General features: G+C 69.2%; 22 protein-coding genes, 1 tRNA gene and 1 pseudogene. 17 read left to right on the top strand and 7 right to left on the bottom strand.

All coding sequences use genetic code 11. From position 1 onward, the window contains the following. Positions 1–19: 19 nt before the first annotated feature. From hemE to ACZK39_RS00820, 8 genes and pseudogenes are all read left to right on the top strand, one after another. Entirely contained in the window at positions 20–1,027 is a 1,008-nt protein-coding gene (gene hemE, locus ACZK39_RS00855) for a uroporphyrinogen decarboxylase (RefSeq protein ID WP_463612236.1), read from the top strand. After that, positions 1,024–2,307, top strand: coding sequence for a protoporphyrinogen/coproporphyrinogen oxidase (locus tag ACZK39_RS00850; RefSeq protein WP_463612235.1), 1,284 nt, complete (start codon positions 1,024–1,026; stop codon positions 2,305–2,307). Before hemE ends, ACZK39_RS00850 begins: the two co-directional genes overlap by 4 nt. Next, positions 2,304–3,188 (top strand): annotated as a pseudogene (hemC, locus tag ACZK39_RS00845) (hydroxymethylbilane synthase); the annotation flags it as partial. The gene ACZK39_RS00850 and the pseudogene hemC (ACZK39_RS00845), both read left to right, overlap by 4 nt. A gap of 45 nt (positions 3,189–3,233) precedes the next feature. Then, positions 3,234–3,938, top strand: a complete 705-nt coding sequence (locus ACZK39_RS00840; protein WP_463612412.1) for a uroporphyrinogen-III synthase — start codon at positions 3,234–3,236, stop codon at positions 3,936–3,938. Continuing rightward, on the top strand, positions 3,935–4,900 hold the full coding sequence (gene hemB / locus ACZK39_RS00835) for a porphobilinogen synthase (RefSeq protein ID WP_463612234.1): 966 nt from the start codon (positions 3,935–3,937) through the stop codon (positions 4,898–4,900). Before ACZK39_RS00840 ends, hemB begins: the two co-directional genes overlap by 4 nt. 2 nt (positions 4,901–4,902) lie before the next feature. Then, complete coding sequence (gene hemL / locus ACZK39_RS00830) at positions 4,903–6,180, top strand: glutamate-1-semialdehyde 2,1-aminomutase (protein ID WP_463612233.1); 1,278 nt, start codon at positions 4,903–4,905, stop codon at positions 6,178–6,180. 35 nt (positions 6,181–6,215) lie between these two features. Beyond that, a complete protein-coding gene (gene hemC / locus ACZK39_RS00825; protein WP_463612232.1) occupies positions 6,216–7,880 on the top strand; it encodes a hydroxymethylbilane synthase in 1,665 nt (554 codons plus the stop codon). A gap of 93 nt (positions 7,881–7,973) precedes the next feature. Next, positions 7,974–8,046 (top strand) — tRNA-Ala (locus ACZK39_RS00820). A 49-nt stretch (positions 8,047–8,095) separates the two neighbouring features. Here ACZK39_RS00820 and ACZK39_RS00815 read toward each other — a convergent pair. Further along, positions 8,096–8,779, bottom strand: a complete 684-nt coding sequence (locus ACZK39_RS00815) for a ferredoxin--NADP reductase (RefSeq protein ID WP_463612231.1) — start codon at positions 8,777–8,779, stop codon at positions 8,096–8,098. A gap of 103 nt (positions 8,780–8,882) precedes the next feature. On the opposite strand from ACZK39_RS00815, the gene ACZK39_RS00810 reads away from it, so the two are divergent. Further along, positions 8,883–9,296: a thioesterase family protein gene (locus ACZK39_RS00810; RefSeq protein ID WP_182799643.1), complete on the top strand. Its 414-nt coding sequence runs from the start codon at positions 8,883–8,885 to the stop codon at positions 9,294–9,296. A gap of 62 nt (positions 9,297–9,358) precedes the next feature. On the opposite strand, the gene ACZK39_RS00805 is transcribed toward ACZK39_RS00810, so the two are convergent. The 3 genes from ACZK39_RS00805 to mmsA form a co-directional block, all read right to left on the bottom strand. Next, positions 9,359–10,477 carry a substrate-binding domain-containing protein gene (locus ACZK39_RS00805; RefSeq protein ID WP_463612230.1) on the bottom strand — a complete coding sequence of 373 codons (1,119 nt, stop codon included), beginning with the start codon at positions 10,475–10,477 and terminating at the stop codon, positions 9,359–9,361. 136 nt (positions 10,478–10,613) lie between these two features. Further along, positions 10,614–11,912, bottom strand: coding sequence for a sugar ABC transporter permease (locus ACZK39_RS00800; protein WP_182782971.1), 1,299 nt, complete (start codon positions 11,910–11,912; stop codon positions 10,614–10,616). 22 nt (positions 11,913–11,934) lie between these two features. Then, positions 11,935–13,491 carry a multiple monosaccharide ABC transporter ATP-binding protein gene (gene mmsA, locus ACZK39_RS00795; RefSeq protein WP_182782970.1) on the bottom strand — a complete coding sequence of 519 codons (1,557 nt, stop codon included), beginning with the start codon at positions 13,489–13,491 and terminating at the stop codon, positions 11,935–11,937. A gap of 258 nt (positions 13,492–13,749) precedes the next feature. Here mmsA and ACZK39_RS00790 point away from each other — a divergent pair, with 258 nt between their 5' ends. From ACZK39_RS00790 to ACZK39_RS00780, 3 genes are read left to right on the top strand one after another with little or no spacing between them, the layout of a single operon-like run. Beyond that, positions 13,750–14,922, top strand: coding sequence for an ROK family transcriptional regulator (locus ACZK39_RS00790; protein ID WP_182782969.1), 1,173 nt, complete (start codon positions 13,750–13,752; stop codon positions 14,920–14,922). Positions 14,923–14,927: 5 nt separating this feature from the next. Continuing rightward, positions 14,928–15,680, top strand: coding sequence for an ATP-binding cassette domain-containing protein (locus ACZK39_RS00785; RefSeq protein WP_463612229.1), 753 nt, complete (start codon positions 14,928–14,930; stop codon positions 15,678–15,680). An 11-nt stretch (positions 15,681–15,691) separates the two neighbouring features. Then, positions 15,692–16,696 (top strand): LacI family DNA-binding transcriptional regulator, encoded by a 1,005-nt coding sequence (locus ACZK39_RS00780; RefSeq protein WP_220489250.1) that lies wholly within the window; start codon positions 15,692–15,694, stop codon positions 16,694–16,696. 11 nt (positions 16,697–16,707) lie between these two features. Here the strand turns inward: ACZK39_RS00780 and ACZK39_RS00775 are convergent, their stop codons facing one another. Both ACZK39_RS00775 and ACZK39_RS00770 read right to left on the bottom strand, forming a co-directional pair. Then, positions 16,708–17,004, bottom strand: coding sequence for a hypothetical protein (locus ACZK39_RS00775; RefSeq protein WP_182782967.1), 297 nt, complete (start codon positions 17,002–17,004; stop codon positions 16,708–16,710). After that, positions 17,001–18,245 carry an inorganic phosphate transporter gene (locus tag ACZK39_RS00770; RefSeq protein WP_182782966.1) on the bottom strand — a complete coding sequence of 415 codons (1,245 nt, stop codon included), beginning with the start codon at positions 18,243–18,245 and terminating at the stop codon, positions 17,001–17,003. Before ACZK39_RS00770 ends, ACZK39_RS00775 begins: the two co-directional genes overlap by 4 nt. A 155-nt stretch (positions 18,246–18,400) precedes the next feature. On the opposite strand from ACZK39_RS00770, the gene ACZK39_RS00765 reads away from it, so the two are divergent. The 3 genes from ACZK39_RS00765 (at position 18,401) to ACZK39_RS00755 (ending at position 21,454) form a co-directional block, all read left to right on the top strand. Then, entirely contained in the window at positions 18,401–19,096 is a 696-nt protein-coding gene (locus tag ACZK39_RS00765) for a M48 family metallopeptidase (RefSeq protein ID WP_182782965.1), read from the top strand. A gap of 169 nt (positions 19,097–19,265) precedes the next feature. Further along, positions 19,266–20,411, top strand: a complete 1,146-nt coding sequence (locus ACZK39_RS00760) for a peptidoglycan-binding protein (protein WP_370585742.1) — start codon at positions 19,266–19,268, stop codon at positions 20,409–20,411. Positions 20,412–20,512: 101 nt separating this feature from the next. Beyond that, positions 20,513–21,454: a DMT family transporter gene (locus ACZK39_RS00755; RefSeq protein WP_182782964.1), complete on the top strand. Its 942-nt coding sequence runs from the start codon at positions 20,513–20,515 to the stop codon at positions 21,452–21,454. A 425-nt stretch (positions 21,455–21,879) separates the two neighbouring features. On the opposite strand, the gene ACZK39_RS00750 is transcribed toward ACZK39_RS00755, so the two are convergent. After that, entirely contained in the window at positions 21,880–22,524 is a 645-nt protein-coding gene (locus ACZK39_RS00750) for a hypothetical protein (RefSeq protein ID WP_463612228.1), read from the bottom strand. A gap of 84 nt (positions 22,525–22,608) precedes the next feature. On the opposite strand from ACZK39_RS00750, the gene ACZK39_RS00745 reads away from it, so the two are divergent. Continuing rightward, positions 22,609–23,505 carry a DUF4192 family protein gene (locus ACZK39_RS00745; RefSeq protein ID WP_182782962.1) on the top strand — a complete coding sequence of 299 codons (897 nt, stop codon included), beginning with the start codon at positions 22,609–22,611 and terminating at the stop codon, positions 23,503–23,505. 45 nt (positions 23,506–23,550) lie between these two features. Then, a complete protein-coding gene (locus tag ACZK39_RS00740; protein WP_463612227.1) occupies positions 23,551–24,471 on the top strand; it encodes a carbohydrate kinase family protein in 921 nt (306 codons plus the stop codon). Positions 24,472–24,496: the final 25 nt, after the last annotated feature.

Raw genomic sequence — 24,496 nt, 5'->3', positions numbered from 1 at the left:
GAGGCAGAATCGTCCACAAATGAATCCCATGCTTTCCGCGCTCAGCGGACACCGCCCCGAAAGACTGCCCGTCTGGTTCATGCGCCAGGCCGGCCGGTCGCTGCCCGAATACCGCGCCATCCGCGAGGGAACCACCATCCTCGAGGCATGCCTCATCCCCGAGCTGGCCGCCGAGATCACCCTTCAGCCGGTACGGCGGCACCATGTGGACGCAGCCATCCTGTTCTCGGACATCATGACCCCGCTGGTCCTCGCGGGGGTCGAGGTGGAGATCCACTCGGGCGTGGGCCCGGTGATCGACAAGCCCGTGCGCACGGCCGCCGACGTGGACCGCGTCACCCGGCACTCGCTCATGGAGACCGCCCCCATCTCGGAGGCGGTGCGCCTGGTGGTGGCCGAGCTGGGGGAGGCCACCCCGCTGATCGGCTTCGCGGGCGCGCCGTTCACCCTGGCCGCCTACCTGGTGGAGGGTCGCGGCTCCCGCGACCACCTCGCGGCGCGGGCGATGATGCACGCGGATCCGCGCTCCTGGCATCGGCTGCTCGCCTGGTGCGCGGACCTGTCGGGCCAGTTCCTGGGCGTCCAGGTGGATGCCGGGGCTCGTGCGGTCCAGCTGTTCGACTCCTGGGCAGGTGCGCTGACCCGCGCCGACTACGTCCGGCACGTCGCCCCCCACTCGGCGGCGGTCCTGCAATCGGTGGAGGGCCGCGTCCCGCGCATCCACTTCGGCACCGGGACCAGGCACATCCTCCCCGACATGGCCGCATGCGGCGTCGAGGCGATGGGCATCGACTACCGCACCCCCCTCGACGAGGCCGCCGCGCTGCTCCCCGGACTCCCGCTGCAGGGCAACATCGATCCGGCGCTGCTGGCCGCCGGCTGGCCCGCACTCGAGGCCCACGCCCGGGATGTCGTCGACCGGGGCCGTGCCGCTCCCGCGCACGTCGTCAACCTCGGACATGGGGTTCCGCCCACCACAGACCCGGGGGTGCTCACCGACCTGGTGGCGCTCCTGCACAGCCTGTGACCGCCGTCGTCGTCGGGGGCGGCCTCGCCGGCGTCCTGGCCGGCTACCGTCTCGCCCGGCAGGGCCGTCGGGTCACCGTCCTTGAGGCCTCGACGCGGCTCGGCGGGATGCTCTCCGGCATCGACATCGGCGGGGTTCGGGTGGACTCGGGCGCGGAGGCCTACGCGGTTCGTGGCGGCGTCGGGCGAGCCCTGTGCGAGGAACTGGGGCTGGAGGTGGCCGGGCCCGCCGGACAGCCGCACATCTGGCGCCCCGACGGCGTCTGGCCGATGGCGGAGGGGGTGCTCGGGATCCCCTCGACGTTGGAGGATCCCGCACTCGCCGCACTGACCGCGCAGGACCTGGCGAGGCTCAGGCAGGACGCCGACCTGCCCGCTGAGGTGGGAGCCGACACGGTCACCGTCGGTGAATTGGTGCGGGCACGTCTCGGCGACGGCGCCCTCGCCACGCTGGTGGCGCCCGTGGCACACGGGGTCTACTCGCTGTCGCCCGATCGGATGCCGCTGGCCGCCTTCGCCCCGGGCCTGCTGCAGGCGATGGCCGAACACGGGACCCTGCTGGGTGCGGTCGCTGCGGTCCGGCGACCCGGAGTGGCGGCCGTCGAGCAGCCGGTGGGCGGCATGTTCCGGCTCATCGAGGCCCTCGAACAGGCGATCGTCGCGGCAGGTGGAGAGATCCGGCTGGCCTCGCCCGCGGTGTCGCTGCGTCACGCCGGACACGAGTTCGCGGTGGGGCTGCCCGACGGCGAGGTGCTGCGCGCGGACCGGCTCGTCCTCGCGTCGTCGGCGGCCTCCGCCTGCTCGCTGCTCGCCCGGATCGGGGTGGAGCTCACGCCGCCGCCCGTCGCGACGGCGCGGCTGGCGGTGCTCGGCGTGTCCCATCCTGGGCTGGCCGACGGGCCGGTCGGCTCGGGGCTCCTCGTGGGGGAGCGGGACGACGCCATCCACGCCAAGGCACTGACCCACTACTCGCTCAAGTGGCCGTGGGCCCGGCGCGAGGGGCAGGAGATCCTTCGCCTGTCCTATCCCGAGCAGCTCATCCCCACGAGGGCCGAGGCGTTGGGGGACGCGTCCCGGTTCCTCGGGATGGACCTGGCCGACGACGACGTGACCGGCTTCGCGTCGGTGTCGTGGGAGGCCATGCCCACCCGGATGGAGCACGCCACCCGCCAGTACTACCTGGAGACGGTTGAGGCGGCAGGCGTGGACCTGGTGGGTGCGTGGCTGGACGGCAACGGGATCGCCTCCGTGATCGCCGGCTGTGATCGGCTCAGCCGATGAGGCTCCGGCTCGGCACGCGTGGCTCCGCGCTGGCGGTGGCGCAGTCCGGGCAGGTGGCAGATTCGCTGCGCGCGCTCGGCCACGACGTGGTCCTCGAACGGATCAGGACCGGCGGCGACGTCGAGCAGGGGTCCCTGACCCGCCTCGGGTCCCTTGGCGTGTTCGCGGCGGAGCTGCGCACGGCGCTCCTGGAGGGTCGCTGTGACTTCGCCGTCCACTCCCTCAAGGACCTGCCCACGGCGGCCGTGCACGGGCTCGTCATCGCCGCGGTGCCTCGGCGTGCCGATGCGCGCGATGCGCTCTGCGCCCGCGACGGCCTGACGCTGGCCGGCCTGCCGGCGGGCGCCACCGTCGGAACTGGTTCCCCACGGCGCGTGGCCCAGCTGCGGGCGCTGCGCCCGGACCTCCGCTTCGTGGACGTGCGGGGCAACGTCGGCACCCGCCTGGCGCGGGTGGCGGACGGTGACCTCGACGCCGTCGTCCTGGCCGCGGCCGGCTTGGAGCGGCTGGGCCTCACCGCCCACATCACGGAGGTGCTGGGCATCCTCCCAGCACCCGGTCAGGGCGCCTTGGCGCTGGAGTGTCGGGCGGACAACCCCGCTCTGGTGGCCGAGTTGGCCGCACTCGAGGACCCCGCGACACGTGAGGCCGTGGACGCCGAGCGGGCCGTCCTGGCGGGCCTCGGCGGTGGCTGCGCGGCGCCGATCGCCGCCTGGGGGCGCGACGGGGAGCTCACGGCCGGCGTCTTCGCCGTCGACGGATCAGCAGCCACCCGGACGACGGTGCAGCTCGGCCCGGGGGCGGGTGAGGCAGCGGCGGAGGAGCTCAAGGGGCGCGGCGCTGACGAGGTGGCTGATTTGGGCGCGAGCCGTCCGTCGAGGCTCCACGAGCTGCACGACGACAGCTCGCTCTGGCGAGGCGACGCGGTGCTCGCCGGGCTCAGGATCCTGCTGACCCAGGCCGACGGACGCCTCGCTGACGGGATCCGGGCAGCCGGCGCTGAGGTGGTGGCCCAGCCCGTGCAGCGGCGGGTGACCCTCCGCGCGGAGGAATGGCCGGAGGAGGCCGACTGGGTTGCGTTCACGTCGGCGGCGACGCTTGAGGTGATGGCGGAGCTCGGACTGAGCGTGCCTCCGGGTGCCAGGGTGGCGGCCGTGGGGGCGCGGACGGCGGCGGCGGCCGAGGCTGCGGGCCTGAAGGTGGCATTGGTGCCGGAGGGTGAATCGAGCGCGGCGGCTCTGGCGAGGGCCTGGCCCGCGGGCGGTGGCCGCGTGCTGATTCCCGGCTCGGCGCTGTCGTCGAGCGTGCTCGAGGGCGCGCTGAGGGCCAAGGGATACACCGTCGAGATGGTTCCCCTGTACACGATGGAGTCGCTCGGCGAACTGCCGGGAGGCCTGGTCGGGGAGTGGCGCGAGGGACTCTTCGACGCGGTGGCGGTGACCTCCGGGTCGGCGGGCGAGGCCGTTGGGAGGCTGCTCGGCTGGCGCGACACAACAGCGGTGGTGGCGTTCGGGCCGCCATCTGCGGCGGCGTTGCGATTGGCGGGGGCGAATGTCGCGGCGGTGGCCGTCACTCAGGACGCGGAGGGGCTGATCCACGCGATCGCCTCCCTCAGAAGGGACGATGCATGATCCAGATCAGGCCGAGAAGGCTCAGGACCACCCCCGCGATGCGCCGCCTGGTGCGGGAGGTGGAGCCGCGACCCTCGCAGCTGGTGTTGCCCGTGTTCGTCGCCGAGGCGTCCGCTGACATCTCCTCCATGCCCGGCGTGCGCCGCCACGACCTCGACGGCCTGCGCAGGGTGGCCGAGCAGGTGGTCACCGCAGGGCTCGGCGGCATCATGATCTTCGGCGTGCCCGAGGACGCGGACAAGGACGAGCTCGGGTCTCAGGGCTGGGCCGAGGAGGGGATCCTGCAGCGGGCGCTGCGGGCCGTCCGCGACACCGTCGGCGACGATACGGTCGTGATGGCAGACACCTGCCTCGACGAGTTCACCACGCACGGGCACTGCGGCTTCCTCACCCCGCAGGGCCGTGTGGACAACGACGCCACTCTGGCCGCCTACGCGTCGATGGCCCTCGCGCAGGCCGACGCGGGCGCGCATGTGGTGTCGCCGTCGGGAATGATGGACGGCCAGGTGGAGGCCATCCGCGCAGCGCTCGAAGGTGCCGGACACACCGACACCGCGATCCTCGCCTACGCCGCCAAGTACGCCTCCTCGTTCTACGGCCCGTTCCGGGAGGCCGTGACCTCCACGCTGAGCGGGGACCGCAAGAGCTACCAGCAGGACCCGGCCAACCGTCGCGAGGGACTCCGCGAGGCCGAACTGGACCTCGCGGAGGGCGCGGACATGGTGATGGTGAAGCCCGCGGGCTACTACCTGGACGTGCTGGCCGATGTCGCCGCGGTCTCTGACGTGCCGGTGGCCGCCTACCAGGTGTCGGGGGAGTACGCCATGATCGAGGCCGCCGCCGAGCGCGGGTGGATCGACAGGCAGGCGGCCGTGTCAGAGTCGGTGACCGCCATCGTGCGGGCCGGGGCTGACATCGTGTTGACCTATTGGGCGCTTGAACTGGCGGGGTGGATGAAGTGAGCATGGACCAACTCTTCGAGCGGGCGCGCGGCGTGATTCCCGGCGGGGTGTCGTCGCCGGTGCGGGCGTTCGGGTCCGTCGGCGGCACGCCCCGGTTCGTCTCGTCGGCCCGCGGGCCGTATGTGGTGGACGCCGACAGCGTCGAGTACGTGGACCTGGTGTGTTCCTGGGGGCCGGCCCTGTTGGGCCACGCGCACCCCGAGGTGGTGGCCGCGGTCCAGGAGGCGGCCTCACGCGGGCTGTCCTTCGGCGCGCCGACGGCGGCGGAGGTGGAACTGGCCGAGGTCATCAGGTCGAGGGTGCCGATGGCGGAGCAGGTGCGGTTCGTCTCCACGGGCACCGAGGCCACCATGACGGCCATCCGGCTCGCCCGCGGCGCCACGGGCCGCGACGCCATCGTCAAGTTCGCCGGGTGCTACCACGGCCACTCGGACGCGCTGCTCGCCGCGGCGGGCTCCGGCGTCGCCACGCAGGGCCTCCCCGGTTCCGCGGGGGTGACCCGGGCTTCGGCGGCCGACACCATCGTCGTGGACTACAACGACGTCGAGGCGCTGACCCGCGTCTTCGACGAGGCGGGTGACCGCATCGCGGCCGTCATCACGGAGGGGGCTCCCGCCAACATGGGAGTGGTGCCCCCGGCGCCCGGCTTCAACGCCGCCATCCGCGAGCTCACCGCCCGGCACGGCTCACTGATGATCCTCGACGAGGTGCTCACCGGCTTCCGGGTGGCGCCGTCTGGATGGCTGGGACATGAGGGCGGCTACGAGCCGGACCTGGTGACCTTCGGCAAGGTGGTGGGCGGCGGCATGCCGCTGGCCGCGCTCGCCGGACCTGCCCGGTGGCTGCAGCTCCTGGCTCCCGTGGGGCCGGTCTACCAGGCGGGCACCCTGTCGGGAAACCCGCTGGCGACGGCGGCAGGCCTCGCCACCCTCAGGCTGGCCGATGCGGGCGTCTACGCGGCTGTGGACCGCAGATCCGCCGAGCTGCAGGCGGCCGTCGCGGAGGCCCTGAGCGCTGCCTCCGTTCCGCACGTGGTGCAGCGCGCCGGCAGCCTGTTCTCGGTGTTCTTCCGCGAGGGGGCCGTCGCGGACTACGAGGAAGCGAAGAAGCAGGACACCGCCGCCTTCGCCCGCTTCTTCCATTCCATGCTGGACCACGGCGTCGCGCTGCCCCCGTCGGCGTTCGAGGCGTGGTTCCTGTCCGCGGCCCACGACGACGAGGCGATGGCGCGCATCGCGGACGCTCTCCCCGCCGCCGCACGCGCCGCCGCCCATTCGTGAGAAGCTAACCCCGTCACTCAGGGAGGGAATCAACGGTGAGACTGCGGTTGGGTACACGAGGATCGGCGCTTGCACTGGCGCGTTCGGAGAAGGTGGCGGCGACGCTGCGAGACGGTGGGCTCGAGGTGGAGATCGTGCCCGTCGCGACGGCGGGTCAGGACACCGTCCACATGCCCGACGGCTACTCGCAGGGCCTCTTCGCCAACGAGTTGCGCGACGCGCTGCGCTCGGGCCAGGTGGACGTGGTGGTCCATTCGGTCAAGGACGTTCCGCTGCGCGAGAAGCCCGAGGACCTCATCTTCCCGGCGGTTCTTCCGCGCGGTGACCACCGGGACGTGCTCTGCACGCGAAGCGGCATCACGCTGGCGGCGCTGCCTCGCCACTCGCGGGTCGGAGTCACGTCGCTTCGGCGCATCGCCCAGCTGCGTGCGCTGAGGCCCGATCTCACCTTCGTCGACGTGGGCGGCTCGCTGGAGGAGCGTCTGCGCCATCTGGAACCCGGCGATCTCGACGCGGTCGTGCTGTCGGCCGCCGGCGTCGAGACGCTGGGGCTCACCGACAGGATCGCCGAGTACCTCCCCATCCTCACGGCGCCCGGGCAGGGCGCAATCGCCCTCGAGTGCCGCAAGGACGACGCGGACATCGTCTCCGCTCTGAAGCTCTTCGACGACATCGAGACCCGCATCATCATCGACGCGGAGCGAGCCGTCCTGACGGGCCTGGGCACCACCTATATGGCGCCGGTGGGCGCTCTGGCGTCGCGGCGCGGCATCCTGTCGTTGAAGGCCGGGGTGTTCTCCATCGATGGCACCAAGCGCAACGTGCTCGAGGTGGGGCTGCCCACCTCCGAGTTCCACGCCGTGCGCACCGGTGAGAATGCCGCCGCCGCGCTCAAGGCCCGCAGGGCGGACCGGTTCTTCTCGCCGGAGGCGCTCGCCTCGGTGAAGCTGTCGGCCGAGCACGACGACGAGTCCCCGTTCATCGAGGTGCCCGGAGACGATCGCATCCGAGTCCTCCTCGCCAGGCAGGAGGGCCGGCTCGCGCAGGCCCTGCGCAAGAACGGGCTCCGGGTGGACTGCGTCTCGCTGCAGGAGGCGAAGCTGATCTCCGCGGACAACATCCTCGCCTGGGCGGACTGGATCGTGCTGCCGTCCGCGCAGACGGTGTGGGCCCTGCGCGAGCGCGGCTGGGACATCCCGGAGGGGAAGCGGGTGGCGGCGATGGGGTCAACCACCCAGCGGGCGGCCGAGGAGAGCGAGATAGATGTGGAGCTCAGCCCGGAGGGCACAGCCAGCTCGCAGAAGCTGGTCGAGATGTTCCCGAAGGCCGAGGGCGAGCAGCGGGCGGTCGTCGTCTGCGCGGACCAGCTCTCGACGAACCTCGAGGTAGGCCTACGCGCCAAGGGTTACACCGTCGAACGCCTCGAGGTCTACACCATGGTGGACGTTGAGGACCTGGATCCGCGGATCAAGCAGATGTGGGACGACGGGGCCTGGCAGGCCGTGCTGCTCAGCCAGCCGTCGTTCGCATCCGCCTATGTGAACCTCCTCGGGCATCGCGACGGCGTGCATGTGCTGGCCTGGGACGAACCCACCGCGCAGGCACTCACCCAGCTCGACGTTCCGGTTCTGGCAACGGCGAAGTCGAAGGACGAGTTCGGTGTCGCGGCGTTGGCCAGGGATCTCGCCAAGCAGAAGTGAGCCCCCTGGGCGGTCGGCCGCGGCGGGCCGCCCAGGATTTTTCAAGTCCCTCCGGATGCGCTATCGTTCTTCGAGTCGCCTCCGGGCGGCACTGGGGCTATGGCGCAGTTGGTAGCGCGCTTCCATGGCATGGAAGAGGCCAGGGGTTCGAATCCCCTTAGCTCCACCGAGAACAGAGAACCCCGCCTCAGGCGGGGTTCTCTTCGTCTCTGCCCTCAGATGTCGTCGGCGGTGTAGCCAGGGAAGAAGTCCTCCTTCAGCTGGGGGTCTGGAAGCCCGGCCTCGCGGAGCGCCTCGCCGAGCGTCTCCACCATCGGCTCAGGTCCGGATACATACACCAGGCACCCCATCAGGTCGGGGACCAGACGGGTCAACACCTCGACGGTGAGCGCCTCGCCCACCACCCGGTGCAGCGTCAACGAGTGGTCCGCCTCCTCCCAGCCGCTCAGCTCGTCCCCGAACGCCACGTCGTCGGATCCGCTCCCGTAGATGAGCGTGGCCTCGAGGGCTTCCCCCTCATGGATGCGTTGCTTGAGGATGCTGTGGAAGGGCGTCACGCCGATGCCTCCGGCCACGAAGACCACAGGCACGTCGGTCTCCTCCCAGGTGAAGTCGCCCTCCGGATCCTGCTTGAGTGCGATCCGGTCTCCGGGCTCCAACCGCGACAACGCCTGCTTGAAGGTGGTGCCCGTGACGCGCGTGGTGATCTGCATGACGCCCTCGTAGGGCGCGGCCGCGTTGGTGAACCAACGCTCAATGCCCTCATCGTCCGGGTCGTCGTGGGGGATCTCCACCTGGACGTACTGCCCGGCCTCCCAGACCAAGGGCTCGTCACTCCGGAAGCGGAAGGTCCAGATGTCTGCAGTCTCGTGGGCCTTCTCGATGAGCGTCAGGGACATGAGCTTCTCCTTCGAAGAGTTCGTCCCGCCCGACGCTACCCCGCGCCCGCCCGGCGCGCGCCGGTTAGCATGTGGCTACCTGCCGCGAGCTGAGGAGAGCCACGTGAAAGCGTCCCTGCGCCCAGGCGTGTCACACACGATGCGCTATCTGGTCCCCGAGAACCGGACGGTTCCGCACCTGCTGCCCGAGTCCGCGGACTTCGCCGCCATGCCGGAGGTGCTGGCCACCGGCTACATGGTTGGCATCATCGAATGGGCCTGCATGGAGGCCCTCCACAGCCATCTCGATGACGGCGAGATCACGCTCGGCACGCATGTCGACCTGTCCCACCAGGCCCCCACCGTGCCCGGTTCGACGGTGGTGATCGACGTCACCGTGACCCGGGTGGATGGCCGCCAGGTCGCCTTCGACGTGCGGGCTCACGATGAGCACGCCGTGATCAGCGCGGGGACCCACGGCCGTGTGGTGGTGAACCGCGAACGGTTCGTGTCGCGGCTCCCGCACCCGCGTCCCTGACCCGGCAACGCCGAAGGGGGTGGGTCCTTTCGGACCCACCCCCTTCATTCGTCAGATCAGGATCAGCCCTCGAGGAGAGCCAGACGATCGGGATCGTTGGCGAAGACCTCGGCGGCGTTGGCCTTGGTCACCACGACGGGGTCGAGCTGGTAGATGTTGACGTCCACCTTGCCGTTGTTGGCGGTGTCCTCGGTGGCGGGGAGGCCCTCGCCCGCCTGGAGCAGCTGGATCAGCTCGACGGTCTTGGCGACGAGCGCATCCGTGGGCTTGGCGACAGTGGAGTACTGCTCACCGGCGGCGATCGAGATGATCGACTCGTTCTCGGCGTCGAGGCCGGTGACGATCGGCAGGTCCATGCCGGCCTGCTTCACCGAGGTGAGGATGGCGCGGGCGATGCCGTCGTTGGGGGAGAGCACGCCGTCGACCGTCTTGTCGGAGTAGTTGCCCGAGAGCAGCGAGTCCATGCGGGCCTGCGCCTTGGCGTTGTCCCAGTCGGGGGTGGCCACCTGGGTGAATTCCTGCTGGCCGGAGACGACCACGAGGGTGCCGTCATCGATCTTCGGCTGCAGGACGCTCATGGCGCCGGTGAAGAAGTTCGGGGCGTTGGGGTCAGCCGGGCCGCCGCCGAACAGCTCGATGTTGTAGGGGCCGGGGCCCGTCGCCTCGAGACCCTCGAGGAGGGACTCGCCCTGCAGCTCGCCGGTCCGGATGGAACCGAACTGGACGACGCCGTCGATGGCGGTTGTGTTCTCGATGAGGCGGTCGTAGCCGATCACCTCGATGCCGGCGTCGGCCGCCTTCTCGAGCACGGAGCCGAGCTGGGTACCGTCGACGGGGCCGACGACGATGACCTCGGCGCCCTGCTCGATCATGGCCTCGATCTGCTGCTGCTGCTGGGGCACCTTGTTGTCAGCGGCCTGGATCAGGGCGGTGAACCCGGCGGCCTCAAGCTGCTCGGCGAACATGACCTCGGCCTCCTTCCAGTTCTGGGTACCGAGCCACGGCAGCGCGATGCCGATGGTGGCATCGGCGGCGAAGCCCTCGCCGCCGGCGCTGGCCGAGGTGGAGGCCTGTCCGGAGGTGGTGGGGTCGGTGGTGCCCTCGCGTCCGCCGCCGCAGGCGGTCAACGCCAGGGAGGTGACGAGGAGGCCGGTGAGGATGCCTGCTGCCTTCAACTTCATGGGTGTTTCCTTTCGGAAGATCCCGACCGGCCGATCCGGTTCGGGGGTGGGCATCGATGCCCGGTCACGTACGCGATTGGGCGCACTGGGGAGGAGAGGCGCCGCTGGAGCGCCGCTCGCGGGGTCTGGGGGTGGACTACTTGGTCTGGGTCGTCGGCATTGTGTCGGCGGCATCCACGGCGGTGCCGGTCTCCACCGGCACGGCCGGCTCGGAGGTGGACGCCGGCTCGCTGCGGAAGTTCCGCATCAGGGTGCCGATCAGGGACGGGCGTCCCTGCTGCTTGTTGTAGACATCGAAGGCGACGGCGGCCAGGAGCACGAGGCCCTTGATCACCTGCGTCTGGTCAGCGCCCACGCCCATCAGCATGAGGCCGCTGTTGAGGACCGCCATCACCAGGCCACCGATCATCGAACCGACGACGGTGCCGATGCCGCCGGAGACCGCGGCCCCACCGATGAAGACGGCCGCGATGGCGTCGAGCTCCCACATGGTGCCGTCGGAGGGGCCGGCGGCGGTGGCGCGGCCCACGAACAGGATGCCGGCGATGGCCGCGAGGAAGCTCATGTTGAGCATGACGAGGAAGTAGGTCTTGGCGGTGTTGACGCCCGAGAGCGCGGCTGCGGCCTTGTTGCCGCCGACGGCGTAGATGTGGCGGCCGAAGCGGGTGCGCTGGGTGAGCACGTGGTAGATGATCACCAGGATCACCAGGATCACGCCGGGGATCGGGAACGAGGTGCCGGGGCGGCCGCTGCCGAACAGCCAGGTGACGTAGCCGATGACGGTGACGATCAGGGCGATCCGCACGACGGTGGCCCACATGGGAGCCTCAACCCCGCGCTCGAGGGCGTGGGCCCTGCGCTTGAACTCGCTCCAGATGAACCACGCTGCCGCGAGGATGCCGAGCAGCAGCGTCGAGTTGTTGAGCCCTGTGAAGGACGGACCCCACTCGGGCAGGTAACCGGCGCCGAAGAACCGGTACTCCTCGGGCACGGGAACCGAGATGGACTGCGACATCCAGATCACCAGGCCGCGGAAGATCATCATGCCCGCCAGGGTGGTGATGAAGCCCGGGATGCCCACCTTCGCCAGCCAGAAGCCGTGCCAGGCGCCGATCAGGATTCCGGCCAGCAGCCCGGCGAGGATACCGGCCCACCAGGGGAAGCCGTACGTGGCTGTGGTCAGGGCGGTCGTCATGCCGACGAATCCGGCCACTGACCCCACCGAGAGGTCGATCTGGCCGATGACGATGACCATCACCATGCCGATGGCCAGGATCAGCACGTAGGCGTTGCCTGAGATGAGGTTCTGGAAGTTCGACGAGGTGAGCATCCGGCCACCGGAGACCACGTCGAAGACGACGGCCAGGAGCACCAGCGCCAGTGCCATCGTGTACTGCTGGAGGTTTCCTCCGAGGACTTGCTTGAGAGCCTTCATGATTGTGTGTTCCCCGTTCAGGTCAGGCCGGCAACGCCGCGGCCGAGGTGCTGGTGGTGGTCATTCGTCGCATCAGCGTTTCCTGGTCGGCGTCCGATGCCGCCAGGTCGCCGGTGATCCGGCCCTCGCAGATGGTGTAGATGCGGTCACAGATGCCGAGCAGTTCCGGCAGCTCAGAGGAGATCACCACAACGCCCTTGCCCGAATCGGCGAGTGCATGGATGAGCTTGTAGATCTCGTACTTGGCGCCGACGTCGATGCCGCGCGTGGGCTCGTCGAGGATCAGCAGCTTCGGATCGGGGTACATCCACTTGGCGAGCACGACCTTCTGCTGGTTGCCGCCGGAAAGGGTGGCCACGCCGACGTCCACGCTGGGCGCCTTGATGCGCAGGTCCTTCCGGTACTTCTCGGCGACGGCGGACTCCTTGCGCGGGTTGAGCAGGAACCGCGTCACGATGTCCTTGAGGTTGGCCGACACGATCGTGGACTTGATGTCGTCGATGAGGTTCAACCCCAACGTCTTGCGGTCCTCGGTCACGTAGGCGATGCCCTGCTCGATGGCCCGCGCGACGGTGTGGGTCTCGATCCGCTGCCCGGCCAGGTGCATCTCGCCGGAGAGCCACCGGCCGTAGGAGCGCCCGAAGATGGAGCGGGCGAGCTCGGTGCGTCCAGCGCCCATCAGCCCCGCGAATCCCACCACCTCGCCGGCGCGGACGGTGAACGCCGCATCCTTGCTGACCAGGCGCCCGGGGATGGACGGGTGTTCGACGTTCCAGCCGGAGACCTCGAACAGCACATCCCCGACGTGCGGGGTGCGCGCGGGATAGCGGTTTTCGATGGATCGGCCCACCATGGCGCGGATGATGCGGTCCTCGTCGACCTCCCCGGCCACGACGTCGTAGGTTTCAACCGTGCGGCCGTCGCGGATGACGGTCACCGCGTCGGAGACCGCGGCGATCTCGTTGAGCTTGTGGGAGATCATGATCTGGGTGATGCCCTTGGCCTTCAGGCCACGCATCAGGTCCAGCAGGTTGCGGGAGTCGTCCTCGTTGAGGGCGGAGGTGGGCTCGTCGAGGATGAGCAGCTTGACGTTCTTGGCCAGGGCCTTGGCGATCTCGATCAGCTGCTGCTGGCCCACGCCGAGTGTCTTGATCGGGGTGTCGGGGTCGATTTCCAGGCCGACGCGGGCCAGCAGGTCAAGCGCCTTGAGCCGGGCGGCCTGCCAGTCGATCAGCATCCCGGAGACCACTTCGGAGCCGAGGAAGAGGTTCTCCGTCACCGACAGCTCTGGGATGAGAGCCAGTTCCTGGTGGATGATGACGATGCCGCGCTCCTCGGAGGCCTTGATGCCGCCGAAACGCACCACCTCGCCCTCAAACTCGATGTCGCCGTCGTAGGTGCCGTGGGGGTAGACGCCCGAGAGCACCTTCATGAGGGTGGACTTGCCCGCCCCGTTCTCCCCGCAGATGGCGTGAATGTCGCCGCGGCGCACATTCATGGTGACGCCGTCGAGGGCCTTGACCCCTGGGAACTCCTTGGTGATGCTGCGCATCGCAAGTATCACGTGACCGTCAACCATGCGTATCCGTGTCTCCTTCGACTCCGGCCTGTGACCATTCGCTGCCACCGTGCCCCGATGGATAGAACGTACGACCGCAGGACCCTTGGCGTCAACTCTTAAAGTCAAGCGTTATCAAAATGTTATCTTGCAATCGATACCACCGGGTGTGACTAGGCCCTTTCGTGGAACCGGGCGTCTCCGTGGCGCTGGGCAGCTTGGGTTTGGGAACAAAACTTAAGGGCGACACTATTCGGGGTACTGCGGTAGCCTTCAAGCGTGAACAGGGTTGTCGGCGCGCCGGGCTCACAGCCTTCGCTGCGCGAGGCCAACAGCGCGCGCATCGTTGAAGCAGTGAAGGCGTACGGGCGCATCACGCAGGTGGAACTGGCCAGCGCCACCGGGTTGTCCGCTGCCACCGTGTCCAACATCGTCAAGCAGCTGCTCGAGCAGGGCGTGGTGGAGACCAGCGCCACCACACGCTCCGGTCGCCGGGCCCAGCTGGTCTCACTCAGGCCCTCGTCCGCCCTGGCCGTGGGCATGCACATCGGCCGGAGGTCCCTGGATCTCGTCCTCGCGGACGCCACACTGGAGGTGGTCGCCTCGACGAGGATGCCCCTGCCGGCAGATCACCGGTCAGACACCACCCTGGACAGGGCGGCGCTGCTGGTGGCCGACCTCGCGGACCAGGTGGGGGCGGACATGGAGCACATCGGGGGAGTGGGCCTGGCGCTGCCCTCCAGCGTGGGTCGCGGTGGCCGCACCGGCGCGTTCCAGCTGCCCGGCTGGGAGGAGCTCGACGTCGACGAGCTGTCCGCCAGGATCCAGCGCAGGGTGCTGGTGGTCAAGGAGGCCGACGCCGGGGCGTTGGCGGAATCGCGGCTCGGCGCCCTGCGCGGCGTCGAGGGCGCTCTCTATGTGCACGCCTCGCACACCACCGAGTCAAGCCTGGTCCTGCGCGGAGTGGTGCATGGTGGATTCAGAGCTGGCGCCGGCGCACTCGGGCATGTACGGGTGGATGCGGCCGGCCAGATTTGCCGCTGCGGAGCGCGGGGCTGCCTCAACACCGTCGTGTCCGGGGAGGCGCTGGCAGAGCTGGTGCGGCTCAGCCATGGACCCATGGATCTACGCTCCATCGTCAAGGCGGCGCGCGACGGTGACCCGGGCTGTCGCCAGGTGGTCGCGGACGCCGGAAGCGTCATCGGAACGGCGCTCGCGGACCTCGCCACCGTCGTCGCGCCGGAACGGATCACCTGGGGCGGCGAGTTGGCGACGGTGGGGGAGGCCTTCGTCGGACCGCTGCGCGACGCGATGCGGAGCCGCCCGTTGCTGCCGCCCGTCGAGGAGCTCCTGGCGGAGCCTGCGTTCCCCGTCGACGGGTGCGCCCGGGGTGCGCTGGTGGCCATTCACGACCTGATCAACGCCGCGCCGGCCGGATCGGTGGAAGGATGACAGGCATGGACGCCCGCCCCCCGCTCCTCGAGCTGCGCTCGGTCAGCAAGCACTTCGGCGGGGTGCTGGCACTGGTGGACGTGGACCTGACGGTGCGGGCCGGCGAAGTGGTTGCGCTCGTCGGAGACAACGCCGCTGGAAAGTCCACCCTGGCACGGATGATCTCCGGGGTCCACCAACCCGACGCGGGGCAGATCCTCCTCGGGGGCATCGAGGTGACCATCGCCTCGGCCCAGGCGGCATTCGCCATGGGTGTCGCGGCGGTGTTCCAGGAGTTCGCGCTCGCCGAGAATCTGGACGTCACCTCGAACATCTTCCTGGGGCGAGAGCTCAGCTTCGGTGGGCTGCTGGATGTCGACCGGATGGACGACCTCGCGCGGTCCTACCTCGCCCAGCTCAACGCCCGCATCCCAGATCTGCGCACTCCGCTCGTGCAGCTCTCGGCCGGCCAGCGGCAGAGCGTCGCCATCGCCCGCACTCTGGTGCGGCAGCCGCGGTTGGTGGTGCTCGACGAGCCGACGGCCTCGCTGTCGGTGGCCCAGACGGCGGAGGTGCTCAGCTACGTCGAACGGCTGCGCGACATGGGGCTGGGGGTCATCCTGATCAGCCACAACCTCTATGACGTGCGGGCCGTCGCAGACCGGATCGAGGTCCTCCGGCATGGGCGCAACAACGGCTCGTTCGACGCCGGGACCGCCAGCTACGAGGAAGTCCTCTCCGCGATCACGGGCGCGACGAGGCGGCGGGTGTCGCGGTGAGGGATGGCAGGGTGGCACGCCCCACCATGAAGGACGTCGCGGCCATTGCCGGCGTGGCCGTCACCACCGTCTCGCGGGTGATCAACCGGGATCCGAAGGTGGCCGAGGAGACTCGGGCACGGGTGTTGGCCGCCATCTCCGAACTCCACTACCAGCCGGACCTTCACGCCGGAAACCTGCGCCGTCGCGGCCGTACCAACACACTCGGGCTCCTGGTGGGCAACGTCGCCAACCCCTTCTCTGCCTCCCTGCATCGCGCCGTCGAGGACGTGGCACGCCCTCACCACGTGGCTGTCTTCGCCTCGAGCCTCGACGACGATTCCACCCGTGAGCGCGAGGCCGTCGAGGCGTTCCTGCGGCGCAGGGTCGACGGTCTCATCCTCACCACCATCGGCCGGGACCACTCCTACCTCGCCCGCGAGATGGACCGAGGGACCCCTGTCGTGTTCGTGGACCGCAGGCCCTCGGGTGTGGTGGCCGACACCGTGCTGTCGGACAACTACGCCGGCGCGAGGGTGGCGGTGGCACACCTCGCCGACCATGGCCATACACGCATCGCATTTCTGGGCGACAGCGAAGAGATCTTCACGGCCCGTGAACGGCGCCGAGGGTACCTCGACGAATGCCGCGACAGAGGGTTGCGGGTGGGACCCGGCCTGGTGGTGGGCGGCCTGGGCGACGAAGTGGCCGCCGCCAGAGCGGTGGCCGGCCTGTTGGCGTCGGCGGATCCGCCCACGGCGTTGTTCACCGCCCAGAACCTCATCACCATCGGCGCCGTCGAGGCGCTGAGCGCCGCGCAGAAGCTTGCGGCGGTGGGGCTGGTGGGATTCGACGACATCCCCATGGCGGCCTACCTGGCGGTGCCTGTGACGGTGGTGGCTCAGGATCCCAGCCTGATCGGACGCACGGCCGCCGAGCTGGTGTTCGGGAGGCTCGACGGGGACACCTCGGAGCCCCGGGAGATCGTGGTTCCCACCACACTCGTGCAGCGTGGCTCCGGAGAGGTGGCGCTCTAGCGTCTACTGGGTCACTTGGCCACGAACGAGGGGAGGAGTCCGTCCATGACCAGCCTCATCCCGAGACCGTGCGCCACGATGACGCCGATTCCAGCGGTGACGGCCACCAGCACGACGGCGAAGCAGAGATAGGCCACCACCCTGGCTGCCGGGTGCGGGACGTGATCAGTGGCGTCCGCGTCACCGCCCACCCCATAGGAGAGCGCACGGATACCGAGGGCGAAGATGGCAGGCAGGCCGGCCCCCAGGAGCAGACCCACCCACAGCACGTTCCAGGCGCCGCCCAGCGCCAGCCACAGGGTGTTCATGCGTTCGTTCCCTCCCGGTCCGGATCCTTGGTGTGGCTGGGCAGTACCCGGTCCGTCACCTGCTCCACCCACTCGTCATTGACGTTGCTGTGGTCCACCATCGAGCGGCGCGACCGGTGGTACATCCAGGCCGATGAAGCGAGCAGGACAAGGAAGACGACGATGGCCCCGGCGAGGCCTCCGATGGTGTGACCGATCAGCCACATCAGCGCCCCCACCAGCCCCGCCGAGGGCAGCGTGATCAGCCAGGCGATCCCCATCCGGCCGGCGATCCGCCAGTTGACGGTGGCGCCCTTCTTGCCGATGCCGGTGCCGAGTATGGATCCGGTGGCGACGTGCGTGGTGGACAGGGCGAAGCCGAGATGACTGGAGACGAGGATGACCGCCGCCGACGAGGACTCCGCCGCCATGCCCTGGGGTGACTCGATCTCCACCAGGCCCTTTCCCAGGGTGCGGATGATCCGCCAGCCGCCCAGGTAGGTGCCCAGCGCGATGGCGAGCGCACAGCTCAGCTTCACCCAGAAGGGCACTGCCTCCAGATCCGTCCAGGTCCCGGTGGCGATGAGTGCCAGGGTGATGACGCCCATCGTCTTCTGGGCGTCGTTGGTGCCGTGGGCGAGAGAGACCAGGGACGCGGAGCCGATCTGGCCCCAGCGGAAGCCGGACTCGCGGTACTTCGCAGCCACGCCGCGCGTGATCCTGAACACCAACCAGGTGCCGACAGTGGCCACGATCACCGCGACCACCGGCGACATCAGGGCCGGCAACACCACCTTGCCGATCACCCCGTCGAGCTTGGTCCCGTCCCCGGTCCACTTGACCCCCTGGACGCCTAGTCCGGCCATGGTGGCACCGACGAGGCCACCGAACAGGGCGTGTGAGGAACTCGAGGGAAGGCTGAATAGCCAGGTGAGGAGGTTCCACACGATGGCGCCGACGAGGCCTGAGAGGATGATCAGAAGGAGAGCTAGGCCCCCGTCGGCGATGAGCTCCGGCCTGGGTGCGCCGGTCTTGTCCTGGATGTTGACCACAGCGTTGGTGACCGTCAGTGCAACCTCGACCGAGAGGAATGCGCCCACCAGGTTCAGGACGGCCGACAGGGCGACGGCCGTTTTCGGCTTGAGGGCACCGGTTGCGATCGAGGTGGCCATGGCGTTTCCCGTGTCATGGAAACCATTGGTGAAGTCGAAGACCAGAGCGGTCACGACGACGAGCGTTAACACGATTAACTCGGGTGGCACGTGCCCAGTCTGCTACGCCGCGGCTCCTCCCGCGCAATCGGGGCATGTAAGCGAGCCTGAGGTTCATTTTCGACGCCTCCAGATGAACCTCAGGTGAATTCCCGGGGCCGCATGGCTGAATCTCTTCGTCGGTGGCCCGTCGTAGCATGACGCCCATGCCCAGACGCGCCCAACCCTCTTCCCGGCTCCGTGTGGCCGGCATCGAAACCACGGTGACGTACAAGCCCATCAAGACAATCCGGGTGCGGGTCCTTCCCCCGGACGCCCGGGTGGCCGTCTCAGCGCCCGTGGGGGTGTCGGAGGAGGCCGTTGAGGACTTCGTGCGGCGGCACAGCGCATGGATCGTCGACGCGCAGGCACGGGTCAGGATGGCCGCGCCGGTGGCCGAGCCGCTTGTCGATGGCGGACGGGCCCGGGTCTGGGGGAGGTGGCATGAGCTGCGGACCGTGCCCGGGGTCACAGCCGGGGCCACGCTTGAGGCGGGAAGTGTTCTGCTCGGAGGGTCGGACGAGGAGGCCCGACGGCGCGGCCTCGAAGGGCTGTACCGGCGCGAGCTCGAGGCGGCGCTTCCAGGGCTCCGAGCCGAGTGGGAACCAAGGGTGGGCAGGTCCCCCTCGCTCATCCGTCTGCGGAGGATGACCACCAGATGGGGCACCTGCAACACGCGCAGCGCCGCGATCACCCTCAACGTCGCCCTCGCGGAGCATCCGCCGTCAGCGCTCGAGTATGTGCTGGTACACGAACTCGTCCACCTCCACGAGCGCGGACATGGGCCCGGGTTCGTCGCCTGGATGGACCGTCTCATCCCCGACTGGAGAGTCCGGCGGCGGTCGCTCCACGGCCGCGCTTGACCGGACAGGGAGTGCAACCGGAGCACCGGTCCCATGCGTAGGGAGGGTATGGATCGAGGAAAGGACCACCATGACCCGCTGCGCCCCTGAGGGTGTCATGTCCAGGCGTGACCTGGGGGGAGACTATGCTACCCGTGACGTGTTCGATCTTCCCCCTGCGAGGTGCACCGTGTTCAGCCCATCTGGCGCCCGGCGGGTCGCCGTCGGCATGATCGCCGCCGTGGCCCTGCTGTTGGCCGGTTGCGCACCCGGGGCGGTCTCTCCGGACGCCACACCACTCCCGGCGCCGAGCAGCCCCGTGGCCGAGCCCGTCCCGGCAACCCCGTCGGCGCCGGCACCCAGCCCGTCATTCTCGCCGGATCCGGTGCCCTCCATCACTGAACCGCCCACGCAGGAGACGGCCCCCCCGGCACCCCCGCCGCCCCCGGCACTGCTTGAGCTCAGCGACGAGGGCGACGATGTGCGTGACCTGCAGCACCGCCTTCTGCAGCTTGACTGGTTCTCCGGCAAGATCACGGGGGTCTACGCCGAGGACACCAGGCTCGCCATCGAGGGTTTCCAGGCCAAGCGCGGCATCCCCGTGACCGGTGCGGTGGATCAGGTGACGCTGGACAGACTTCATTCCATGACGCGCGAACCCACCCGGGACGAGATGTACAACGTGCTGACCCCCGGCCCCGCGATCTACGCCCAAGGCAGCAAGGGTGACGGCGTCAAGGACCTGCAGGCCAGGCTGAAGCAGATCGGCTGGTACTCGCCCAAGATCGACGGCATCTTCGGCGCGCAGACCCTGGAGGCGGTGAAGGGCTTCCAGGCCAAGCGCCAGATCCCCGTTACTGGGGAAGTGGATCAGCGCACCAAGGACCGGTTGTACGGCATGACCCGCAAGCCCACCGCGGACGAACTCAACAACGTGGTCCGCGCTGCAACGCCTTCGACGATGACGCTGGACGATCGCTGCCTGACCGGGCGCGTCATCTGCATCTCCAAGGCGCAGCGCCGCCTGGCGTGGGTGATCGACGGAACCATCGTCGACACCATGTCCGTGCGCTTCGGGTCAGAGCTGACTCCCACCCGCAACGGCGTCTTCTCGGTCTACTGGAAGTCGAAGAACCACGTCTCCAGCCTCTACGACACACCCATGCCCTACGCCCTGTTCTTCAGCGGCGGCCAGGCGGTCCACTACTCGGCGGACTTCGCGCGCAACGGCTACAACGGAGCCTCGCACGGTTGTGTCAACGTCCGGGACAAGTCAGCCGTGGCGGCGCTGTTCGACGCCGCCCGCGTCGGTGACAAGGTGGTTGTCTACGCATGAGGGTAGCGACCGGGGTCGATGCGGAGCAGGACCGCGGTCGCACCCCGGCCTTCCTATGGGCCTGTAGTCTTCCAGCCACGATCGACTGAGAGGCCGCGCACGTGATCTGGCTAGCCATCGGGATGCAGGTTGTGTCCTCCTTCTTGTTCGCCAGCGGTGCCGTCCTGCAGAGCCTGGGGGTCAAGTCCACCTTCGATCCGTCGGGAACCGCGTCGTCGAACACGCTCACGTTCGCTGGGCTGCTGCGGTTGTTCAAGATCCGGAAGTGGCTGCTCGGGCTCCTGTTCGTCTTCTCCGGGGCGGCCATCCACCTGGTGGCGCTGTCATTCGCACCCGTGGCTGTAGTACAGCCGGTGGGGATCCTGGCCGTGCCGTGGTCCGTGCTGCTCGCAGCCCGTATCCACAAGCACAAGCTGAGCCACAAGATGTGGATCGCTGTGGGCATCACTGTGGCCGGCGTCGTCGGCTTCACGGTCTTCTCGTCGCTATTCGCCACCGGCGTCAAGCAGGTCGAGTTCGCCCCCATGTTCATCGCCTTCCTCGTGGTGTGCGCCATCTGCGGTGTGCTGTCCTACTTCGCGACAAAAGCGGCCCCGTGGGCGAAGGCCATGATGTGGTCCTCGGTTGGCGCCACCTTCTACGGCCTCGCCTCCGGGTTCATGAAGGCGGCGATGGATCTGGTCCTCAAGCACGGCCAGTCCTTCGCTGGTTTCGAAGTCGTCGCGACGGTGGCGATGATGCTGGCCTGCTACGGACTCGGGGTGTGGATGATCCAGCAGGGCTATGCATCCGGGCCCGCGGAGATCACCGTGGGCACCATGACGACGGTGGACCCGTTCGTCGCCGTCCTCTTCGGGCTCATCGTGCTGGGAGAGGGCATCGGCATGGGCGTAGGCCCAGCCGTGGGAATGGCCGTCACGGGAGCCATCGCGGTCTACGGCGTGCTGCTGCTGTCCAAGGATCACCCGGACGCCATCGAGGAGCGGCGCGTGTTGGCCGAGGCCAGCGAGAACGCGCCCGCCTCGGACCCACCCATGAGCTAGCCCGACTACCGGATCGCTCCCTGAGGAGGGCCGCCCGCGCAGCGGCGTGGCCTGTCTCGAAGGGTCGTGACTTACCACCCTCACGCAGTTAGGTCATCAGGTGCGGTGAGCCGTGAGTCGATGCCAGGGCGGCCGTTGTCCATGGTCTCGATGTTTCGGCCAGCCGGGTCGGTGGTCGGGTGGTTGAGGCCGCCCGGGCATCGTCTCCCGTCTCCCCACGCTCGTCGGCTTGTGGCGTTGTCAGGTCCCGGTGCGGGCCGGCGGGGCGGCGTTGGGGGTGGGTCTGCTTGGGCGGGATGCCGGTTGGGTGGTCGTCGGGTTGGGCACCGCTGCGCAGTGCCGCCCTGCCGTCCCCCACCCTTGCTGTCGGGTGCGGGTTTTCGACCCCTCGAACGTCCTGCAGTCGCGTCGCGACGCGGGATCCCCTACCCGGCCGCTATCGGCAGGGCGTTGAGCGCCACGCGGCCCGACGGCGTGGCCAGCACGATGGTGGAATCCGCATTCGGCATGACGAAGAACACGTCGGCCTCGTACGGCACGCCGGCGCGGACGGTGAATGGGGAGGGATCCACCGGGTCGAACGCCTCGCGTGACTCGTTGGTGAAGGAGAAGAGCCCGAACTGGTACTCGCCCTCCTCCACCTCGACGCGGATCTTCAACGCCAACCCATCGTCGGTCCACTCGTGGCTCACGATCTCGAAGATCCCGTCGCCGTTGCCCTCGAAGGGAATGAAGTTGCCGGATCGGGTGGGCGACGGCTCAGCCGCGACGGAGGGGGTGGGGGAGGCCTCCGGGGCCGCAGCCGGATCTCCGCCGAGGAACTGCATGCCCATGATGAGAGCCCCGATGAGGACGATCACGCCCACGACGATCCACAGTGTGGGACCGGGCGTGCGGGGCGGACGGACAGTGTCGGGGTCTGGGGGCGGCGCCGGTGGCTGACCGAACGGCTGGCGCGGATCGCGGCCCTGCACGTCGTGGAACTGTGTGGGGCGGTAGCCAGGATCCTGGTGGGACCACGGCGAGTTGTCCCGTCCCTCGCCCGGCGGCGGCCACTGCTGGTTGCTCATAGTGCTGCCAGCGTACCCAGAGCGGTTGTCCACAGTTCCGCTGACAGGTGGGAAACAACCCAGCGTCTTCCCGAGTAATGGACAATGAGCAGCACACCAGTTCTCCGCGGCACCACGCGTGCCGATCTTCTCGCCATGCCCGCCGTCCTGCTGGGCTTCCACCCCACTGACTCCTGCGTCATCCTGGCGTTGAGCGGCAAGTCCGTCGCCTTCTGCGCCCGCCTGGATCTCGACTGGTTCGTCTACCACTTCGACGACGTGGCGGATCAGATCATCAACGCCTCCTCCCAGGTGGAGGACTGCCGGTTCGTGCTGATCGGCTTCGGTGAGCCGGACGAGGCGGGTCTCGCCGTCACTGAGCTGGCATCAGTGGTGGGGGAGTCGCGGGTTATCGACGCCATGGTGACCAACGGGCAGACCACGTGGGTGCTGGACGCGGACCTGCAGGTGCACGAGATCGAGTGCCACACCAGCGCGCTCGAGGCGCAGGCCGTCTATGAAGGAGTCAGGATCTGCGCGGACCGGGAGGAAGCTGTGGCACCCGTCGAGCAGCACGTCCCGCTGCCGGATGCGGAGGTGGCGGCGGCGCAGACCCTGGTCCGCGCCTTGTCCCCGGAGGATGCGATGGACCTCCTTGCGGACCTGGCGGAGTCCGAGGAACGGCTCACCCCCACCGAGGCCTGCACCCTGGCTGTCCTGTTGGGAGACGAAGACCGGCTCGGCGCCTTGCTCACCCGCCTCAGCATCACGAACGCGGATGCCGTGTGGCCCAATCTGGTGGCGGCCCGTCGTGTCGCGCCCGAGGACGTGCAGGCGAACGTGATCTCGCTCCTGGGGATGGCGTCCTGGCTGAGCGGCCGGGGCGCTGCCCAGACTTCATGCCTTGAGCAGCTGGCGAGGTCAGATCCCCGGCATGCGGTGGCGAGCCTACTCAGGCGTCTCCACCAGTGCGGGATCCCGCCGCGTCGCTGGGACGAATGACCCCTCGGGGGCGCCGGCCCCCCGGGCGTGCCGTAGGGTTCTGCCATGCGTTTCGTCGTGTGTGGAGAAGCCCTGATCGATCTGATGCCGGAGGAGATGATCTCGCCGGCGGAGAGCCGTTGGATCGCCAGATCGGGTGGAGGTCCGTTCAATACAGCTGCCGCCCTCGCGCGCCTCGGCAAGGACACCAGATTCCTTGGTCGGCTGAGCACTGATGCGTTGGGGCGCCAGTTGCGCAGCCACCTCGAGCACGCGGGCGTGGACCTCGGGTTGGCCGTCCCCACGGAGGACCCCACCTCGCTCGCGGTCGTGTCCCTCGACGAGCAGGGCCGGGCCAGCTACCACTTCCACTTCGCGGGCACGTCCGCATTCAGCTGGAGGGCAGGCGAGCTGCCGGAGTTGGAGCACTCGGACTGGCTGCACTTCGGCTCCATCGGCGCCGTCATCGGCAGCGGCGCGAAGCACATCCTGGACTTCGTTCGCAGCACCGACGCCGCGGTGAGCTTCGATATCAACGTTCGGCCGTCCACCCTGCCGGACAGGGCAGAGTACTTCGGTCTCGTCTCAGACCTTCTGTCGGCCGTCGGCAAGAACGGTGGCATCGCCAAGGCCTCGGACGAGGACATCGCGTGGCTCGTCGACGACGATTCGGATCCCTTGGGCTACGCGGAGGGATGGGTAGGGGAGTACGGGCTGTCGATGTTCATCGTCACGCTCGGCGCTGACGGCGTGGTGGCCGTCAAGCCGGACGGTCGCCGCATCCGCACACCTGGGCGTCGCATCGACGTGGTGGACACGGTGGGCGCCGGTGACACGTTCATGGCCGGCTTCCTGTCGGCCTACGCCGATGACCCGGGAGATGTGGAGGCGGCGCTGGCGCGCGGCGTTGCCGCGGCCGCGATCGTGTGCACCCGGAAGGGTGCCCAGCCGCCCACCGCCGCCGAAGTGGACGCCCTTCTCACCTGAGGCAGCCACGATGCCTGGGCGCACG

The organism is Tessaracoccus luoxuelianae (assembly GCF_055326245.1).
The sequence above is the reverse complement of the archived record's forward strand: the minus strand, read 5'-3'. Positions and strand labels throughout refer to the sequence as shown.

Bases quoted from the DNA above. Each gene is read 5' to 3' on its own strand.
- hemE (WP_463612236.1), top strand. From the start codon at position 20: ATGAATCCCATGCTTTCCGCGCTCAGCGGACACCGCCCCGAAAGACTG.
- hemB (WP_463612234.1), top strand. From the start codon at position 3,935: ATGATCCAGATCAGGCCGAGAAGGCTCAGGACCACCCCCGCGATGCGC.
- hemL (WP_463612233.1), top strand. From the start codon at position 4,903: ATGGACCAACTCTTCGAGCGGGCGCGCGGCGTGATTCCCGGCGGGGTG.
- ACZK39_RS00815 (WP_463612231.1), bottom strand. From the start codon at position 8,779: ATGTCCCTGACGCTCATCGAGAAGGCCCACGAGACTGCAGACATCTGG.
- ACZK39_RS00805 (WP_463612230.1), bottom strand. From the start codon at position 10,477: ATGAAGTTGAAGGCAGCAGGCATCCTCACCGGCCTCCTCGTCACCTCC.
- ACZK39_RS00800 (WP_182782971.1), bottom strand. From the start codon at position 11,912: ATGAAGGCTCTCAAGCAAGTCCTCGGAGGAAACCTCCAGCAGTACACG.
- mmsA (WP_182782970.1), bottom strand. From the start codon at position 13,491: ATGGTTGACGGTCACGTGATACTTGCGATGCGCAGCATCACCAAGGAG.
- ACZK39_RS00785 (WP_463612229.1), top strand. From the start codon at position 14,928: ATGGACGCCCGCCCCCCGCTCCTCGAGCTGCGCTCGGTCAGCAAGCAC.
- ACZK39_RS00775 (WP_182782967.1), bottom strand. From the start codon at position 17,004: ATGAACACCCTGTGGCTGGCGCTGGGCGGCGCCTGGAACGTGCTGTGG.
- ACZK39_RS00765 (WP_182782965.1), top strand. From the start codon at position 18,401: ATGCCCAGACGCGCCCAACCCTCTTCCCGGCTCCGTGTGGCCGGCATC.
- ACZK39_RS00750 (WP_463612228.1), bottom strand. From the start codon at position 22,524: ATGAGCAACCAGCAGTGGCCGCCGCCGGGCGAGGGACGGGACAACTCG.
- ACZK39_RS00745 (WP_182782962.1), top strand. From the start codon at position 22,609: ATGAGCAGCACACCAGTTCTCCGCGGCACCACGCGTGCCGATCTTCTC.
- ACZK39_RS00740 (WP_463612227.1), top strand. From the start codon at position 23,551: ATGCGTTTCGTCGTGTGTGGAGAAGCCCTGATCGATCTGATGCCGGAG.